Annotated in this window: 16 protein-coding genes; 9 read left to right on the top strand and 7 right to left on the bottom strand. The window is 57.7% G+C overall.

The annotated features are described in order from the left end of the window. Window positions 1-51: 51 nt before the first annotated feature. Genes pgl through gndA form a run of 3 tightly spaced genes read right to left on the bottom strand, consistent with a single transcriptional unit; the run spans window position 52 to window position 3,820 of the window. Window positions 52-792 carry a 6-phosphogluconolactonase gene (pgl, locus tag GKZ68_RS18120; RefSeq protein WP_173117266.1) on the bottom strand — a complete coding sequence of 247 codons (741 nt, stop codon included), beginning with the start codon at window positions 790-792 and terminating at the stop codon, window positions 52-54. After that, window positions 779-2,293, bottom strand: a complete 1,515-nt coding sequence (gene zwf / locus GKZ68_RS18125) for a glucose-6-phosphate dehydrogenase (protein ID WP_173117268.1) — start codon at window positions 2,291-2,293, stop codon at window positions 779-781. The genes pgl and zwf overlap by 14 nt, the downstream gene beginning before the upstream one ends. Beyond that, a complete protein-coding gene (gene gndA / locus GKZ68_RS18130) occupies window positions 2,294-3,820 on the bottom strand; it encodes an NADP-dependent phosphogluconate dehydrogenase (protein ID WP_173117270.1) in 1,527 nt (508 codons plus the stop codon). It lies immediately after the preceding gene. 144 nt (window positions 3,821-3,964) lie between these two features. On the opposite strand from gndA, the gene GKZ68_RS18135 reads away from it, so the two are divergent. The 4 genes from GKZ68_RS18135 to GKZ68_RS22800 all read left to right on the top strand — a co-directional run bounded on the left by GKZ68_RS18135 (window position 3,965) and on the right by GKZ68_RS22800 (window position 6,443). Beyond that, complete coding sequence (locus GKZ68_RS18135) at window positions 3,965-4,402, top strand: DUF4174 domain-containing protein (RefSeq protein WP_173117272.1); 438 nt, start codon at window positions 3,965-3,967, stop codon at window positions 4,400-4,402. 90 nt (window positions 4,403-4,492) lie between these two features. Continuing rightward, on the top strand, window positions 4,493-5,803 hold the full coding sequence (locus GKZ68_RS18140; protein ID WP_173117274.1) for an acyltransferase: 1,311 nt from the start codon (window positions 4,493-4,495) through the stop codon (window positions 5,801-5,803). 153 nt (window positions 5,804-5,956) lie between these two features. Continuing rightward, window positions 5,957-6,142: a hypothetical protein gene (locus GKZ68_RS18145; RefSeq protein WP_173117276.1), complete on the top strand. Its 186-nt coding sequence runs from the start codon at window positions 5,957-5,959 to the stop codon at window positions 6,140-6,142. A 187-nt stretch (window positions 6,143-6,329) separates the two neighbouring features. Beyond that, window positions 6,330-6,443, top strand: a complete 114-nt coding sequence (locus tag GKZ68_RS22800; RefSeq protein WP_367949234.1) for a hypothetical protein — start codon at window positions 6,330-6,332, stop codon at window positions 6,441-6,443. A gap of 373 nt (window positions 6,444-6,816) precedes the next feature. On the opposite strand, the gene dusB is transcribed toward GKZ68_RS22800, so the two are convergent. Further along, window positions 6,817-7,806, bottom strand: coding sequence for a tRNA dihydrouridine synthase DusB (gene dusB / locus GKZ68_RS18150; RefSeq protein WP_173117278.1), 990 nt, complete (start codon window positions 7,804-7,806; stop codon window positions 6,817-6,819). A gap of 173 nt (window positions 7,807-7,979) precedes the next feature. Here dusB and GKZ68_RS18155 point away from each other — a divergent pair, with 173 nt between their 5' ends. The 4 genes from GKZ68_RS18155 (at window position 7,980) to GKZ68_RS18170 (ending at window position 12,286) form a co-directional block, all read left to right on the top strand. Then, window positions 7,980-8,948: a CPBP family intramembrane glutamic endopeptidase gene (locus GKZ68_RS18155; protein ID WP_173117280.1), complete on the top strand. Its 969-nt coding sequence runs from the start codon at window positions 7,980-7,982 to the stop codon at window positions 8,946-8,948. Window positions 8,949-9,065: 117 nt separating this feature from the next. Then, on the top strand, window positions 9,066-10,004 hold the full coding sequence (locus tag GKZ68_RS18160) for a phosphatidate cytidylyltransferase (protein WP_254244293.1): 939 nt from the start codon (window positions 9,066-9,068) through the stop codon (window positions 10,002-10,004). Window positions 10,005-10,171: 167 nt separating this feature from the next. Next, complete coding sequence (locus GKZ68_RS18165) at window positions 10,172-11,458, top strand: Glu/Leu/Phe/Val dehydrogenase (protein WP_173117285.1); 1,287 nt, start codon at window positions 10,172-10,174, stop codon at window positions 11,456-11,458. A gap of 165 nt (window positions 11,459-11,623) precedes the next feature. Next, window positions 11,624-12,286 (top strand): phosphatidylserine decarboxylase family protein, encoded by a 663-nt coding sequence (locus tag GKZ68_RS18170; RefSeq protein ID WP_173118537.1) that lies wholly within the window; start codon window positions 11,624-11,626, stop codon window positions 12,284-12,286. Between the two features lie 77 nt (window positions 12,287-12,363). On the opposite strand, the gene GKZ68_RS18175 is transcribed toward GKZ68_RS18170, so the two are convergent. From GKZ68_RS18175 to GKZ68_RS18185, 3 genes are all read right to left on the bottom strand, one after another. Then, window positions 12,364-13,035 (bottom strand): hypothetical protein, encoded by a 672-nt coding sequence (locus GKZ68_RS18175; RefSeq protein ID WP_173117287.1) that lies wholly within the window; start codon window positions 13,033-13,035, stop codon window positions 12,364-12,366. A gap of 70 nt (window positions 13,036-13,105) precedes the next feature. Beyond that, complete coding sequence (gene kynU / locus GKZ68_RS18180) at window positions 13,106-14,386, bottom strand: kynureninase (RefSeq protein WP_173117289.1); 1,281 nt, start codon at window positions 14,384-14,386, stop codon at window positions 13,106-13,108. A 94-nt stretch (window positions 14,387-14,480) separates the two neighbouring features. Further along, window positions 14,481-15,683: an acetyl-CoA C-acyltransferase gene (locus GKZ68_RS18185; RefSeq protein WP_173117291.1), complete on the bottom strand. Its 1,203-nt coding sequence runs from the start codon at window positions 15,681-15,683 to the stop codon at window positions 14,481-14,483. 97 nt (window positions 15,684-15,780) lie between these two features. On the opposite strand from GKZ68_RS18185, the gene GKZ68_RS18190 reads away from it, so the two are divergent. Further along, window positions 15,781-16,257 carry a DUF4293 family protein gene (locus tag GKZ68_RS18190; RefSeq protein ID WP_173117293.1) on the top strand — a complete coding sequence of 159 codons (477 nt, stop codon included), beginning with the start codon at window positions 15,781-15,783 and terminating at the stop codon, window positions 16,255-16,257. Window positions 16,258-16,296 lie beyond the last annotated feature (39 nt).

The following is a 16,296-nucleotide window of genomic DNA, read 5'->3' on the forward strand; positions in this document are numbered from 1 at the left end:
ACAAGAACGTCCTGCTTCGGCAAACTCAGTAGAACGTTCTTGTTTAGTTGATTATTTTTTCAGCTGCGAAGCTGCTGCGGCGTCTAGAAACCAATCGACTTCTTTGCCCTCCAGCTCGATGAGTTGGGCCGGATACTGGTCCACATTGCGGGGCAAATCCAGAATCTGGTGCACCGCTTCGGCCTTGCCCTGGCCATAGACTAGGAAGGCCACGGCCCGCGCCTGGTTGATGAGCGGCGCCGTGAAGGTGATGCGAAAAACCTGCTCCACGGGCAGCCATACATCTTTCACAGCCACAGTCTTATCGTGCAGCACGGGCGTGTTGGGAAAGAGGGAAGCGGTGTGGGCGTTGTCGCCCAGGCCCAGCAGCACCAGGTCGAAACGGGCTTCCTGCTCGCCAAAAAACTCCTCCACATCTACGCCGTACTGCGCGGCAGCCTCGGCCGGGGCCAGGCTGGTATCGACGGCAAATACCTGGGCCGGCCGGATGGCCAGCGGGTCAAAAAGGGCCTTTTTAGCCAGCAGGTAGTTGCTGTCGGGCGAGGTCTGGGGCACGTTGCGCTCGTCGCCAAAGAAGAAGTAGACTTTTTCCCAGGCTACCTGCTCGTGGTAGGCAGGCGAGGCCAGCAGCTCGTACAATTTCTTGGGCGAGCTGCCGCCCGAGAGCGCCACTACGAAGCGGCCGCGCGCCGCCACGGCCTGGCTAGCCTGGGCCACAAAGTAGTCGGCCAAGGCCCCGAGCACCGCGTCGGCGGTGGCAAAAACGTGCAAATTGAAGCTACTTCTTTCCATTGAGCGGTAAAGTAAACCAGTGGAAGCCATCCTTGGCCACGAGGGCCTCCGCATCTTCGGGGCCCCACGAGTCGGCCGAATAGTTGGGGAAATTCTGGCTGATGCGGTTCTGCCACGAGGTCAGGATGGGCATCACCAGGTCCCAGGCTTCCTCCACCTGGTCGCCGCGCATGAATAGTGTCTGGTCGCCGAGCATCACGTCGAGCAGCAGTGTTTCGTAGGCTTCGGGCGCCTGGTTATTATAGGTGCCTTTGTAGTCGAATACCATGTCCACGGTGTTCAGCATCATGTCCACGCCGGGGCGCTTGGCCTGCACTTGCAGCCGGATGCTCATCTCGGGCTGAATGCTGATAATGAGCCGATTCTGGCGCATTGTTTCGGCCGTTTCGGGCGAAAAGATGAAGTGCGGTACGTCCTTAAACTGAATCGTGATGACCGACGCCGAGCGGTGCAGGCGCTTGCCGGTGCGCAGGTAAAACGGCACGCCCTGCCAGCGCCAGTTATCCACAAAAAACTTCACCGCCGCGAAGGTTTCGGTGTTCGACTGCGGGTTGGCGCCGGGCTCCTCACGGTAGCCGGGCACCTGCTGGCCCTCTAGCCAGCCGGCGCCGTACTGCCCGCGCACGGCCTGCTCGCGCACGGTCTCGGGCGTAAAGCGGCGCATGGCGCGCAGCACGTCCACCTTGCGGTCGCGCACTTCCTCGGCCGTGAAGCGCACCGGCGGCTCCATCGCCACGATGCACAGCAGCTGCAACAGGTGGTTCTGAATCATGTCGCGCAGCGCGCCCGAGCCGTCGTAGTAGCCGGTGCGCTCGCCCACGCCCAGGTTTTCAGTCACCGAAATCTGCACGTGCTCGATGTGCTCGCGGTTCCAGAGCGGCTCCATAATGGCGTTTGCAAAGCGAAAAGCCATGATGTTCTGGACTGTTTCCTTGCCCAGGTAGTGGTCGATGCGGTAAATCTGCTTTTCCTGAAAAATGCGGCCCAGCAGCGCGTTCAACTCCTTAGCCGATTCCAAGTCGTGGCCAAACGGCTTTTCAATCACGATGCGCGTGCGGTCGGCATCTTCGGTGAGGCCGGCCTTGGCTAGGTTTTCGGCGATGATGGGGAAGAAATTGGGCGCCACCGCCAGGTAATAAATGACGTTGGCGGGCGCCTGCCACTCCTTTTCTAGCTCTTTGATGAGGTTGCCGAAGTCCTTATAGGTTTCCGCGTTTTGCACATCAGCGGCCTGGTAGCGCACGTGCGGGCCAAAGCCCGTCCACTTGTCGTCGGCGACTTTGCCGGTGCGCGAAAACTCGTTGATATCCTTAAGCATCCGGCCCTGAAATTCCTCGTCGGTGAGCTTGGTGCGGCCCGTGCCCACGAGGGCAAAATGGTCGGGTAGCCAGCCTTCGAGGTAGAGGTTGTAGATGGCCGGGGCCAGCTTGCGGGCGTTTAGGTCGCCGGTGCCGCCAAAAATGACGAATACGGTCGGCTGCGATTTAAGGGCGGCGTTCATTTACTGCTGCGGGTTAAGAGGCTCCTGGTTCGACTGCTTAGTGCCGGCCACGGGCGGCGTGGCGGGTTTTTCGTTGGCCGCTGGGCCGGCCGGCGTCTCAGTCTTGCTGCGCAAGCCAGTCCACTGGGTATGAAAAACACCTTCCTTACCAATAAGCTCATAAGTGTGCGCCCCGAAGTAGTCGCGCTGGGCCTGAATGAGGTTGGAAGGCAGGCGCGCCGTGCGGAAGGCATCGAAGTAGCCTAGCGCCGAGGTGTAGGCCGGCACCGGCTGGCCGGCCAGGGTAGCGGCGGCCACCACGGCGCGCACGCCGGGCGCGGCGCCCTGCACCAGTTCCTGCACTTTTGAATCTAGCAGCAAATGCGCCAGCTTGTTATCCTTTTCAAAGGCATTATAAATGTCGTTTAAGAACGCCGAGCGGATGATGCAGCCGCCGCGCCAGATTTTGGCGATGGTGGCTAGCTGCAAGTCATACTTAAACTCTTCCGACGCCTTGGCCAGCATGTGCATGCCCTGGGCGTAGGAAATTATCATGCTGAAGTAGAAAGCCTGCTCCAACTGCTTGAGTAGCTCAGCTTTATCGCCGGCCAGGTGCCCGGCTGCGCCGTACTGCTGGCTGAGCTGCACGCGCAGGTCCTTGTACTTGGAAAGGTCACGCATCGATACGGCCGCGTCGATGGTCGGGATGGGCGCCTGCAAGTCCATCGCCACCTGCGAGGTCCACTTGCCGGTGCCCTTGGCGCGGGCCTCGTCCTTGATGTCGTCGAGCAGCAGGTGGTCGGTGCCGGGCGCGTCGAAAGCGAAGATATCCTTGGTAATGTCGAGCAAAAAGGACTGCGCGCGGCCCTCGTTCCACTGCGTAAATACCTGGCCGATAGCCGCGTTGTCTAGTCCGAGGCCGTTTTTGAGCAAGCCGTAGGTTTCGGCAATCAGCTCCATCTGGCCGTACTCGATGCCGTTGTGCACCATTTTCACAAAGTGGCCGGCCGCGCCGGGGCCCATGTAAGCCACGCAGGGCGCCCCATCCACGTGGGCCGCAATGGCCTCAAACACCGGCTGCATGGTAGCGTAGGCATCCTTGTCGCCGCCCGGCATCATGCTGGGCCCAAAGCGGGCGCCTTCCTCGCCGCCGCTCACGCCCATGCCGAAGAAGTGAAAGCCCTTGCTGGCCAAGTCCTTGGCCCGGCGCTCGGTGTCGGTAAAGTGCGAGTTGCCGCCGTCGATGAGAATATCGCCGGGGGCTAGCAGCGGCAGCATATCGGCAATCACGCTGTCCACGATAGGGCCAGCGGGCACCAGCATCATAATGGCGCGGGGCGTTTTGATGCTCTGCACGAAGGCTTTAGCATCGGTGAAGCCCTTGACCGGCTTGCCCTGGCCTTCCTGGCCCAGCAGGTCTACCTGCTTCTGGTTTTTGTCGTAGCCAGCTACGGCAAAGCCGTGGTCGGCCATGTTCAGCAGCAGGTTGCGGCCCATCGTGCCGAGGCCAATCATGCCGAATGCGTAGTCCGTGGGGGTGTCGCTCATCGTGCGAAGGAATAGGAGTGAAAGCGCAAAGGAAGGCTATACGCGGAAAAGGCCGCCGGGCTGCCCTGAATTGTTTGTGAAGCCCAGTCGCGGCCTCTGTCAGCCCGATTAGCGTAAGCAGCTTACACCCTCCTTGGTTTGAAAATGAGCGCTCCCAACCGGATATTTTGTGGGCTAGCCACGCTGGGGCTGCTGACGCTACTAGCGGCCCGGCCCGCTCCCGCGCCCGACCTGGCGCGCACGCTGCGGGCTGGCCGCTGGCAGCACCGGCTACTGCTGCTGGGTGCGCCCAAGGCTAGCCAGCCCGACTTTCAGCGGCAAAAAAAGCTCTTAGCTGCGGCTGAAAAAGGCCTAGCTGCCCGCGATTTTAAAATTATAGAAGTATTCTACGACCAGCTTTCGCCCGCCGACCGCTGGTGCTGGACGCATCAGCTGGGCCAGCCCCTAGCCGGCTTTCGCCTGCTGCTCATCGGCAAAGACGGCGGCGTGAAACGCACCGAAACCCAGCCGCTAGCCTCGGCCGCCCTCTTTAGCACCGTCGATAAAATGCCTATGGCCCGCAAGGAAATAAAAAGTAAATAATTATATAATATAAATTTTATAATTTTTTAAAAAAATTTTATCTAGTATATTTGAGCGAACTTTACAATTGTCATCAAAAATGTATTCCTAATGGCAAATTCATTAACTATATCTCCGATATCCAATTCACTGTCTAATGCATTAGTAGAAAGAAATAATATTAATTATAACATTGAAGCATTAAGGGGCTTTGCTGCCATATTCGTAGTATGGCACCATGTGATAGTATTTACTCGCATGGTTGACCCCGGATTTAGTCCAACTGGTATATTTGCTTACGGACCTTCTGGGCATTTCTGCGTATTGCTTTTTTTTATCTTATCAGGATACGTCATTGGTATTAGTAATAAAAAGCCTATGACCTGGTCCACGAGCGGGCTGTATGTTAAAAAGCGTATCGTGCGCCTATATCCTGTTTTTCTTCTGACATTATTACTTACTGTATTAGTTACTGAAGAGCATTTTACTTGGAAGGAGATATGTGGTAATGCACTTTTTTTGCAAGGATTTTTCTTGCCTGCAATAAACCCAATTGCCTGGTCACTACAATACGAATTGCTGTACTATGCTCTATTCGTACTTATATCTTCTAATAAAATAAATCCATCTATATTGGCAATTATTTCTTTTGTAGTGGCTGTTTGTAATTATTTATTTTATCCATATATAAAATTTCCTATTATTACATCCCTATCCTATGGCTTAGTTTTTTGGCTGCTCGGCTTAATAATTAGTCAGTTGTCAGCTCTTAAGAACCAAGAAAAAATTTCGTATCAGACACTTTTAGGTTGCCTATTTTTAGTGTTATGCATTACGCAATTCAACCTTTTTGACACATTGTTGCATCGGATAGTTAATGCATTGCATACGACAGGTACATTTCTGGGAGTGACGGAGTTTTTTAAAATTGCAATAACTAATTTTGATATAGCGGATGCCCCTATGTCATTCTTAATTATATGTGTTTTTGTAAATAATGGTAAATATAATTTCAATTTATATTTAAAAATATTATTGATTATTTCCTCTATAAATTTAATTTATGTGGGTAAGCATTTGCGTCAGGGTGATTTAGACCTGACTATGTACGTAATGCCTACTATTTTTCTAATATTCGCGATGATATGTGTTTTTATTCGTAATTCCTGGCTTGAGCATATTGGAAAAAAAATTATTCAAGCAGGTATATGGTTGGGTTCTATATCATATGGGGTTTATATGGTTCATTACCCAATTATGCTGTTGCTAAATCGTATAAAAGTATTTTCCGGAAGTCAAATTACTTTTGCAGTGCGCGTAGTAATTCTTTTTGCGTTAGTACTACTGCTATCCTATTTGCTGGAAAAAGTTATTCAACCACGTATCAAGAATTATTTTCTTCCTCAGCAATCTGTGAAGTAACTGAAGTGAGCAAGATGCTCCGGTAAGCAGTTCAGTTTGGCAAACGTTTAACTACTTAGCCCAAGTTGCGGGGTAGAGTAGGAGCATAAAAAAGTCTGTTCGGCGTGTACAGGCTAGGTTTAGGGTTTCTGACCTCCCAAGCCCTTGCTGACCATGCGCAAACAGACCGTTGTAATGTACTGCGTCCTCGATGATTTACTCCGCTTTGCCAGCCCTGCCGGCACGCGGCCACCGACATCGGGCCAGCGCTTGACCGATGCCCAGGTGCTGACGACGGCCCTGGTAGCCACCCGCGTTTTCGGTGGCAAAATAGTCGTAGCCAAGCAATACATGGAGTAGCATTGGAGCCAGAATCGGTTGGACAAGAGCGGATTCACGCACCGTTTGCATGCGCTCACCGATACGCTGCTAGCCCTCTTTGCTACCTGCGGCGACTTGCTCAAACACCTGCACTCGGAAGCCCACTACGTGCTGGATTCGTTTCCGGTAGCCGTGTCATAATGCACGTATTTCATGCTGTAAGATACTGACAGGCAAGGCTTATCACGGCCGCTGCGTCAGCAAGCGCAGTTGGTTTTACGGCTTCAAGGTGCAAGTTATAGCCACCAGCAATAGGCTGCCCGTCGGGTTTTACATCTAGGTCGGGGCCGAGTCAGAGCAGACTGGCCAGCGCGGTCGCCCGTGGGCAGCGGGCTCTACACCAATACCAGCTGCACGGACTACGTGGCGTAAGCCCTCTTCAACGAGGCTAGTAGGAGCCAGCAGCAAACCGCCCGTAAGCAGAACAGCAACCGGCCCTAGCATCCGGCGCAACGCTTTCTGCTACAGTATTTTCGCAAGAGCGTCGAAACTCGTGCCAGCCAGCTCACCGCCCGCTTTTCTAAACAGATTCACGCCGTCATGGCCGCAGGCTTTGCTTTAAAAATTGCCTTATTCATCTTTGCCCAAGTCCTGGACCAAGTCGGCTTATAGTCCATAGTCCGCACCTTGGCTTGCTTAGCTATGCTGGCCGGCTAGCCTACCAGTACGGCATCGCTAGCCGCGATTTCTTCCAGAATGGCGTATATATCGGCGCCATTTTCGGCATCGACCAGGCGGGTGCGCCACTGCTTGGCACCTTCCAAACCCCGGAAATAATGCGCGTAGTGGCGGCGCATCTCGAAGATGCCGGCCTTGGGGCCTTTCCACTCCAGGCTCTTGTCGAAGTGCATCTTGCACATGGCAATGCGCTCTTCGAGCGTGGGCGGGGCTAGCCGCTGGCCGGTGGCCACAAAGTGCTTCACTTCCCGGAAAATCCAGGGGTAGCCAATGGCTGCGCGGCCTATCATCACGCCATCTACGCCGTAGCGGGTTTTGTATTCGAGGGCTTTCTCGGGCGTGTCGATGTCGCCGTTGCCGAAAATCGGAATCTTGATGCGCGGGTTTTCCTTGATTTTGGCGATGAGGCGCCAGTCGGCCTCGCCCTTGTAGAGCTGCACGCGGGTGCGGCCGTGCACCGTAAGCGCCTCAATGCCCACGTCTTGCAGGCGCTCGGCTACTTCCTCCACGTTGAGGGTACTTTCGTCCCAGCCCAGGCGGGTTTTCACCGTCACGGGCAAGTGGGTGTTCTTGACCACAGCGGCGGTCATGGCCACCATCTTCGGAATGTCGCGCAAGAGCGCGGCGCCCGCGCCGCGCAGGGCCACCTGCTTCACCGGGCAGCCGTAATTGATGTCGATAAGGTCGGGGCCGGCCTCGGTGCTAATGGCCGCGCACTCGCCCATCGTATCCACATCGGAGCCGAAGAGCTGAATGCCGATAGGGCGCTCGTAGTCAAATACATCGAGCTTCTGCCTGCTCTTGGCCGCCGCCCGTATCAGGCCCTCCGAGGAGATAAATTCGGTGTACATGAGGTCGGCGCCGTTGGCCTTGCACACGGCCCGGAAGGGCGGGTCGCTCACGTCCTCCATCGGGGCTAGCAAAAGCGGGAAGTCGGGCAACTGGATGTTACGGATATTGACCACGGAAATAAACGAGGTTTGAGCAGAAGAAACGTCCTGCTGAGCTTATCGAAGCAACTCTACTGCGCTGCTGTGGTCACGAACCTAGTGGCGCAGTAGAGCTGCTTCGACAAGCTCAGCAGGACAAACGAATATTTATTGCGCAAATTTACACCCCCTTGAACACCCCCGCCCTTATGAAAGGTTTAGTGCCCCGCCCTGTGCACCCCGCCGTGCAACTGCTCATGCTGCTGGGGCTGGCCGTGGCGGGGCTGTGCCTGGCTAGCCTGCTAGCCCTGGTGCTGGTCAATGCGTTGTACGGCATTTCGATGCGGCAATTTTCTAGCCTGGCGGCCATGCCCGACCAATATCCGCACGGTTGGGATGTGCTTATGCTCTACCAGGGCTTGTCGCTGGCGGGTGCGGGCGCGGGCGCGCTGGTGCTGCCGCGCCTGCTGGGGCAGTCGGTAGCCAGCTATTTTGCGCCGCGTCGGCTAAGGGCGGCGTGGTGGCTGGTAGCGGCCGGGCTCGTTATTCTGTGCTCGGTACCCTTTCTTTCGGCCTTAGTAAGCTGGAATGCCGGGGCGCATTTCCCCGGCGCGCTGCACAGCTTCGAAACCTGGGCGCGCGACATGGAAGACCAGGCCGCCGGCCTCACCAAGTTTCTTACTGATTTTAATTCGCCCGGCCGCTTGCTGGTGGGTCTTATCGTTATTGCCATCGTGCCGGCCGTGGCCGAGGAGCTGGTATTTCGGGGCGGCGTGCAGCGCAATTTGGTGCAGTGGTTTGGCTCGCGGCACGTGGGCGTGTGGCTGGCGGCGGCCATTTTTTCGGGCATTCACATGCAGTTTTTCGGGTTTGTGCCGCGCTTTGTGTTGGGGCTGGTGCTCGGGTACTTATATGAGTGGAGCGGCAATATTATGGTGTCGATGGCCGCGCACTTTACCCAGAATGCCTTCCAGCTGCTGCTGCTCTATCTCTTTCAGAATAAGCAACTCCCTAGCTCCTTTAACCCCGATGCCAACGTGGCCGTGCCCCTGCCCGCCGTGCTGGCCTCGGCCTTGCTCACGGCGGCGCTGCTCTACTGGCTGCACCAGCGCTGGACGGCTAGCCGCCCGCCCGCCGCGTTTGACCCGGCCCCGCCCAGCGCACGCGTGCTACCCTAGCTTTTCCACCACAAGCCCCTCCGGCCCCAACCTTTGCCCGATTTGAACCCAGACGCTACCCCTTTGCCTGCCCCCGAACCAGCCGAGCCCAAAGGCCCCAGTAACCTGCGCCTGCGCGTGATTTGGGGCGCCCTGGCGGCGGCGCTGCTCATCGGCTGCACGTTTGGCGGGCCTATCTCGTTTGCAGTGTTTTTTGCCGCCGTGCAGGCCGTTATCCTGAAGGAGTTTTACCGGATAATGCGGGCTAGCGGGTATCGGCCGGCCAGTTGGATAGGTGGCATAATTGGGGTACTGATTTTTTGCTGGGTGCATCTGCTTACTGGCTTCTGGCACTACGCGCAACGCTTTGATTGGCATCTTAACACGACGTTATATCCTCCCTTGTCCTCCATGCAAGGCTGGATTGAGCCTATGCATCCGGTAAGCATGCCGCAGAAGGTTTATCACCTTTTATTTGGAATACCTGGTGCTGCCCATCTGTACTTAGGGCTAGTACTCAGTGCTGTATTAGTAACAGCGCTGCTCTTGCGCGAAATTATTTGTTGGCCCAATCATGGCCAGCCGTTTCCTAATGTAGCAGTTACGCTAGCTGGGTTGCTCTACGTAAGTATGCCAATGAGCTTGCTTAGTTCGCTGGCATTTCGTGGGGAAAATTACCGCCCCGGTTATGTATTTCTCCTCATTTTCTTCGTGTGGGCGGCCGATACCGGCGCCTACTTCGCGGGCAAAAACTTTGGCAAGCACAAGCTGGCGCCTAGCATCTCGCCGGGCAAAACCTGGGAGGGCTGGGCCGGCGGCGCAGCCCTGACCCTAGCCACGGGCTGGGCAGCCGGCTACTTCCTGCCCGATATACCGCTGAGCCACCGGCTGGTGGCGGCGGGCGTGGTGGCCGTGTTTGGTCCGCTCGGCGACTTGGCCGAGAGTATGCTCAAGCGCAGCGCGGGCGTGAAAGACTCGGGCACCTTTCTGCCCGGCCACGGCGGCCTGCTCGACCGCTTCGACGCCTTTTTGCTGGTGCTGCCGGTGCTGGCGCTGCTGCAAGTGCTGCTGGGGTAAAAGGCGAAGGAGGAAGTGGGAACGAGGAATGAAGAATTATGCTGACGTAATTCTTCATTCCTCGTTCCCACTTCCTCCTTCGCCGTAGGCGTACCTTTGCGGCGCTTTTTCGTAAGCACACGCACCCTCTCTTATCCCACCCAACTCCTCACTTATTACCTCCTCACATGGCAGCCACCACTGTGTATAAAGAGCCGGCCCCGCGGGTCGACACCGAAAATCCGCTTGAATCCATGATGTCGCGCTTTAATATCGCGGCCGAAATCCTGGGACTCGACGACACCTCCTACGAAGTGCTGAAGGCACCCGATAAGCAGGTCATCGTGCACATGCCCGTGATGATGGACGATGGCAAAGTACAGGTTTTTGAAGGCTACCGCGTGGTGCATAACACCATCCTGGGTCCCAGCAAAGGCGGTATCCGCTACGATAAGAATGTAAACCTCGACGAGGTAAAGGCCCTCGCCGCCTGGATGACCTGGAAGTGCGCCGTGGTTGATATTCCCTACGGCGGCGCCAAGGGTGGTATTATCTGCGACCCCACCACTATGAGCGTGGGCGAGCTGGAGCGCCTCACCCGCGCCTACACCGTATCGATGAAGGATGTTTTTGGTCCCGACCGCGACATTCCGGCCCCCGACATGGGCACTGGCCCCCGCGAGATGGCTTGGATTATGGACGAATTTTCGAAGGCCGTGGGCCAGACGGCCTCGGCCGTGGTCACGGGCAAGCCGCTGGTAATGGGCGGCTCGCTGGGCCGCACCGAAGCCACCGGCCGCGGCGTGATGACCTCGACCCTAGCCGCGCTAAACAAGCTGGGCATGAAGCCCGAGCAAACGTCCGTAGCCGTACAGGGCTTCGGCAACGTAGGCTCGTGGGCCGCCAAGCTGCTGTTTGATAAAGGCTTGAAAGTAAAAGGGGTATCGGATATTTCGGGCGCTTACTGGAACGAGAATGGCATCAATATCGACGAGGCCATTACTTACAAAAATGCCCACGGGGGCCGCCTCGAAGGCTTCGAAGGGGCCGACCCGATGGACCCCACCAAGCTGCTGACGTCGGAGGTGGATGTGATTGTGCCCGCCGCCGTGGAAGACGTGATTACCGAGCAAAATGCGCCCAACATCAAGGCCAAGCTGATTGTAGAAGGCGCTAACGGCCCGACTTCGGCTTCGGCTGACCCCATCATCAATGAAAAAGGCATTCTGGTAGTGCCCGACATCCTGGCCAACTCGGGTGGCGTGACGGTGAGCTACTTCGAATGGGTGCAGAATAAGCAGGGCTTCAAATGGAGCCTCGACATGGTTACCGACCGTGCCGACCGCATCATGACCGAGGCCTTCGAAAAGGTGTACGCCACCAGCCAGAAGTACAACATTCCGATGCGCATCGCCGCCTACGTGGTGGCCATCGACAAAGTGGCCCAGACGTATAAGTACCGCGGCGGCTACTAAGCCTTACAACCTCATTGTAGAGAAAGGACGCGGCGCTTAGGGGCCGCGCCCTTTCTTTTTTAAGCCCGCTGGTGGCCGGCGGTAACTTTGCTGGCCGCCTTACGTGTTTCTATTTTTGAATGCCGCTAGCCCCTGCGAAATTCGTTATTCCTCGTTTCATCCGTGATTAAGATACACAAAGAAGGCCGCCGCATTCTGTTCGTGACGCTGCTGGTGCTGCTGGCCCTCAATCTGCTGCTGAGCCGCTATAATGGCCCCAACGTATTGTTCAACCGCATTTTTGCGGGGGCCTCGGTGGTGGCGTTTCTGGCGCTGTTGCAGTTTTTTCGCTCACCTTTTCGGCGCCTGCTCACCCACGAGGACCTGCTGCTAGCCCCGGCCGATGGCAAGGTAGTGGTGATTGAGGAAGTATTCGAATCCGAATACTTTGAGGATGCGCGCCGCCAGATTAGCGTGTTTATGTCGCCCATCAACGTGCACATTACCCGCAACCCGGTATCGGGCATTGTGAAATATTTCAAGTATCACCCCGGCAAATACCTGCTGGCCTGGCATCCCAAAAGCAGCACCGACAATGAGCGCACCACGGTGGTGGTCGAAAGCGACGCCGGCCCGTTGGTGCTCTTCCGGCAGATAGCCGGCGCTATGGCCCGCCGCATTGTATGGTACGTGAACGAAGGCGACGAAGTGAGTCAGGGTGAAGAGTTTGGCTTTATTAAATTCGGCTCGCGGGTCGATGTTTTCGTGCCGCTTGATGCTGATATTAAAGTAACGCTCGGCCAGAAAGTGAAAGGCGGCGAAACCGTATTGTGCCAGCTTAAAGGCTAGCAGACTGCAAACCGGAGCATCATAAAAAAGCCCGACGGTACCAAGTGCCGCCGGGCTTTTTTCTGATGCTCAGAAGATTATGGCGCTTGTTGCGTCTGCTGCTTCATCAATTGGGCCGCGCCGGGAATGTGCGTGAGCAGCATGCCTAGCCCCATTACAATAATGAAGCACACTAAGAGTGGTATCAGCCAGCCGCGCGGCTGAAACTGATAAGTGCCCACGTAGCGTGGCCAAAACCAAAAAATATACACCAGGATGGCGGGCAAATTGAGCAGTGATACAAACCAGGGACTCAGCACATAGCGCTGCATAAGCAGGTTGACCACCGCCGCCTCGGCTACCAGATAGGCCAGCACAAATGCCACTAGCCCCCAGATAGCCTTCGTTTGCTTAAGGCGGCGCAGGTTGATAGCCAGCAGCACCGCCCCGGTAATAATAGTGTTGAAGAGCACCGAAAACAGCACAATCACGCCCGGCGTGTAGAGCACGGGTTGTTCCTCTTCGGGTACCGCCTGGGTTTCGGAGCGGCTCAGCTCGCTAGCCCTGGTGGCGGCTTCGGCCTGCTGGGTGCGTACTACGGCTTCGAGCTGCGGGCGCAGGCTGGCCTCCTCGGGTGCGGGCAGGCCCCGGCGGCGCAGCTCATCGAGGGCCGCCAAAACCGCCTCTTCGCGGTACTGCGCGTGGCCCTTCACGTATTCGCGGAGCGCTGCCTCGGGCTTGAGCGCCATTTTAGCTGCGTAATCTTCCATTTTAGTCAGTGAGCAAGGAGCAGTAAACAATGAGCAGCTGTTAAAAGCAGCGAAAACAACTGCTCATTGTTTACTGCTCCTTGTAAAACTCCGAAAGGGCCGCGCCCGCCCGGCGTACATCCTCAAACGAATTATAGAGCGGCACGGGTGCCAGGCGAATCACATTTGGCTCGCGCCAGTCGGCAATGATGCCGCGCGCGGCCAAAAAATCGAACAGCTCGCGCCCGCGCTCGTGCACCAGCAGCGAGAGCTGGCAGCCGCGCTGGCTAGGGTCGGCGGGCGTAATAATCTCGAATTTCGACTGCGGCAGGCCGAGTTGCTGAATGAGGTATTCGAGGTAGCCAGTCAGCTTTTCGCTCTTCTGGCGCAGGCTAGCCACGCCGCCGGCCCGGTCAAAAATCTCCAGGTTGGCGCGGTGCACGGCCATGGGCAGCACCTGCCCGCACGAAAGCTGCCAGCCCGCCGCGCCCGGCGACGGCCGAAAGCCCGGCTTCATCTGAAAGCGTTCCTTCGGGTCGTAGCCCCACCAGCCGGCTAGCCGCAGCAAGTCGGGCCGGTGCGCAAAGCGCTCATTAATAAATACGCCCGACGTGCCGCCCGGCCCCGAGTTGAGGTACTTGTAGGTGCACCAGCAGGCAAAGTCCACGTCCCAGTCGTGCAGGTTCAGCACCACGTTGCCGGCCGCGTGGGCCAGGTCGAAGCCCACGGTGGCGCCCACCGCGTGCCCGGCCCGCGCGATGGCCGCCATGTCGAATACCTGCCCGGTGTAGTAATTAATGCCGCCGAAGATGACCGTGGCCAGCGAGTCGCCCAGCTCCGCGATTTTGGCCTCAATATCCTCGGTGCGCAGCGTGTGCTCGCCGGGCCGGGGCGTCATTTCCACAATGGCCTCAGCCGGGTCGAGACCGTGCAGCCGGGCCTGGCTTTCGAGCGCGTACTGGTCCGAAGGGAAGGCACCGCCCTCCATCAGCACCTTGTAGCGGGTGGCCGTGGGCTGGTAGAAGGAAATAAGCAGCAGGTGCAGATTCACCGTTAAGGTGTTCATTACCACTACTTCAATCGGCTTGGCACCCACCACGCGGGCCGTAGCCTCGGCTAGGGTGTCTTGGTAAAACATCCACGGCGACTCGCCGTGAAAGTGGCCTTCCACGGCCTGCGTTTCCCACGATTTAAACTCGGCCTCCACGGCGGCGCGGGCCGCCGTGGGCAGCAAGCCCAGCGAATTGCCGCAGAAATACGCCGTGGGCTGGCCATCGGGGCCGGGCGGAATGTGAAATTCCTGCCGGAAGGGGGCTAGCGAATCGGCCGCGTCCTGGGCAGCGGCAAAAGCGGGCGAAACATCGTAGGTCATGCGGGTGGGAATAGGTCAGGTAAGGAAAAACGTTTGCCATTACTGCGCATGGCCGTAATGACAAACGTTTTCGGGCTTCAAATCAAGTCAGTTATTACATTTTCTCGAAAACCATGGCCGTGCCCTGGCCCACACCCACGCACATGGCGGCTAGGCCGTAGCGCACGCCTTCGCGGCGCTGCATCTCGTGCACCAGCGTGGCAATGATGCGGGCGCCACTCGACCCGAGCGGGTGGCCCATGGCAATGGAACCGCCGTTCACGTTGAGCTTGGCCATGTCGATGCCCAGCTCGCGCACCACGGCCACACTCTGCGAGGCAAAGGCTTCGTTGATTTCAAACAGGTCGATGTCGGCTAGGGTCAGGCCGGCGCGCTCCAGCACCTTGCGTACTGCCGGCACCGGCCCCATGCCCATAATAGACGGGTCGACCCCCGCCACGGCCGACGAGATAATGCGCGCCATCGGCTTGAGGTTATAGCGCGTCAGGGCTTCTTCGCTCACCAGCAGGGCGGCGGCGGCGCCATCGTTGATGCCGGCCGAGTTGCCGGCCGTCACCGAGCCGCCGTCGGGCTGAAAGGCGGGCTTGAGGGTGGCTAGCTTTTCGAGGGTCGAAACGCGGGGCTGCTCGTCGGTGTCGAAGAGCGCCGTATCACCTTTGGGCTGCGGCAAAAACACCGGCACCAGCTCCTTGCGGAAGCGGCCCTTCTCGGCGGCGCGGTGGTACTTACGCTGGCTTTCAAAGGCAAACGCGTCCTGGTCTTCGCGGCTCACGCCGTACTGCCGGGCCACGTTCTCGGCCGTGTCGCCCATTGTGTAGGGGTAGTGCTCCTTGGCTAGGCGAGCATTCACGAAGCGCCAGCCCAGCGTCGTGTCGTGGGCCGTAAAGTCGCGGGCAAAGGCCGTGGCCGACTTCGCCATCACGAAGGGCGCGCGGGTCATGCTTTCGGCGCCGCCGGCCAGGTACACGTCACCCTCACCCACCTTGATGGCGCGGGCCGCGTCGATAATACTCTGCATGCCACTGGCGCAGAGGCGGTTTACAGTATTGCCGGGCACCGTGACGGGCAGGCCAGCCAGCAGCGCGGCCATGCGGGCCACGTTGCGATTGTCTTCGCCGGCCTGGTTGGCGGCGCCCATTATTACGTCCTCGACCGCATTTTTATCGAGGCCAGGGTTGCGGCGCAACAGCTCGCGCAGAACGAGGGCAGCCAAATCGTCGGGGCGAACGCTGCTGAGCGCACCGCCAAATTTTCCAATCGGGGTGCGCACGGCATCCACGATATACGCATTAGGCATTCCGGGAGTATCGTTGGGGCAGAGCGAGTCCGCCGGTTGAGGGCTAATTTTGGCCTGGCAACGCGCACCGGCGCGGGCCTTTTTCACAACCACAAAGATGATACAAAGAATCCAAAGCGTTTTCCTTTTGCTGCTGGCTTTGTCGATGCTGAGTTTGCTGGCCCTGCCGCTCTGGTACAAAGCCGATGCCCTCACGCACCAGGAGCTGACCCTGACGGCCTTCAACTTCACCGCCGTTAATATGCCCACGCCCACGCCCGGCGCCCCGGTGTGGATAATTGCTGTGCTGGCGCTGGCCTCGGCGGCCGTGGCAGCCTACGAAATCTTCCAGTGTCGCAACCGCTTCACGCAGCTCAAGCTGGGCATGCTCAACCTGTTGCTGCTCGTGGCCACCTTCGGGGCCGCGTTTTACTTTTCCAATCTGGGCGAAGCGCTGCTCAATCCCAAGCTCGAAGGCAAGTTTCAGCCGGCCTTCTACCTGCCCACGCTGGGGCTGATGCTCAACCTGCTGGCCAACCGCTTTATCCGCCGCGACGAGCAGCTGGTGCGCAACAGCTACGACCGCCTGCGCTAGCTGCGGGCTGATTGGCAATTGCGAATAATCAGCAATTAG

It is taken from the genome of Hymenobacter sp. BRD128, assembly GCF_013256625.1.
In the GTDB taxonomy this organism is placed as follows: domain Bacteria; phylum Bacteroidota; class Bacteroidia; order Cytophagales; family Hymenobacteraceae; genus Hymenobacter.

Bases quoted from the DNA above. Each gene is read 5' to 3' on its own strand.
- GKZ68_RS18185 (WP_173117291.1), bottom strand. From the start codon at position 15,683: ATGCCTAATGCGTATATCGTGGATGCCGTGCGCACCCCGATTGGAAAA.
- GKZ68_RS18165 (WP_173117285.1), top strand. From the start codon at position 10,172: ATGGCAGCCACCACTGTGTATAAAGAGCCGGCCCCGCGGGTCGACACC.
- GKZ68_RS18145 (WP_173117276.1), top strand. From the start codon at position 5,957: ATGCGCAAACAGACCGTTGTAATGTACTGCGTCCTCGATGATTTACTC.
- pgl (WP_173117266.1), bottom strand. From the start codon at position 792: ATGGAAAGAAGTAGCTTCAATTTGCACGTTTTTGCCACCGCCGACGCG.
- GKZ68_RS18140 (WP_173117274.1), top strand. From the start codon at position 4,493: ATGGCAAATTCATTAACTATATCTCCGATATCCAATTCACTGTCTAAT.
- zwf (WP_173117268.1), bottom strand. From the start codon at position 2,293: ATGAACGCCGCCCTTAAATCGCAGCCGACCGTATTCGTCATTTTTGGC.
- GKZ68_RS18135 (WP_173117272.1), top strand. From the start codon at position 3,965: ATGAGCGCTCCCAACCGGATATTTTGTGGGCTAGCCACGCTGGGGCTG.
- GKZ68_RS18155 (WP_173117280.1), top strand. From the start codon at position 7,980: ATGAAAGGTTTAGTGCCCCGCCCTGTGCACCCCGCCGTGCAACTGCTC.
- GKZ68_RS18190 (WP_173117293.1), top strand. From the start codon at position 15,781: ATGATACAAAGAATCCAAAGCGTTTTCCTTTTGCTGCTGGCTTTGTCG.
- kynU (WP_173117289.1), bottom strand. From the start codon at position 14,386: ATGACCTACGATGTTTCGCCCGCTTTTGCCGCTGCCCAGGACGCGGCC.
- gndA (WP_173117270.1), bottom strand. From the start codon at position 3,820: ATGAGCGACACCCCCACGGACTACGCATTCGGCATGATTGGCCTCGGC.
- GKZ68_RS18175 (WP_173117287.1), bottom strand. From the start codon at position 13,035: ATGGAAGATTACGCAGCTAAAATGGCGCTCAAGCCCGAGGCAGCGCTC.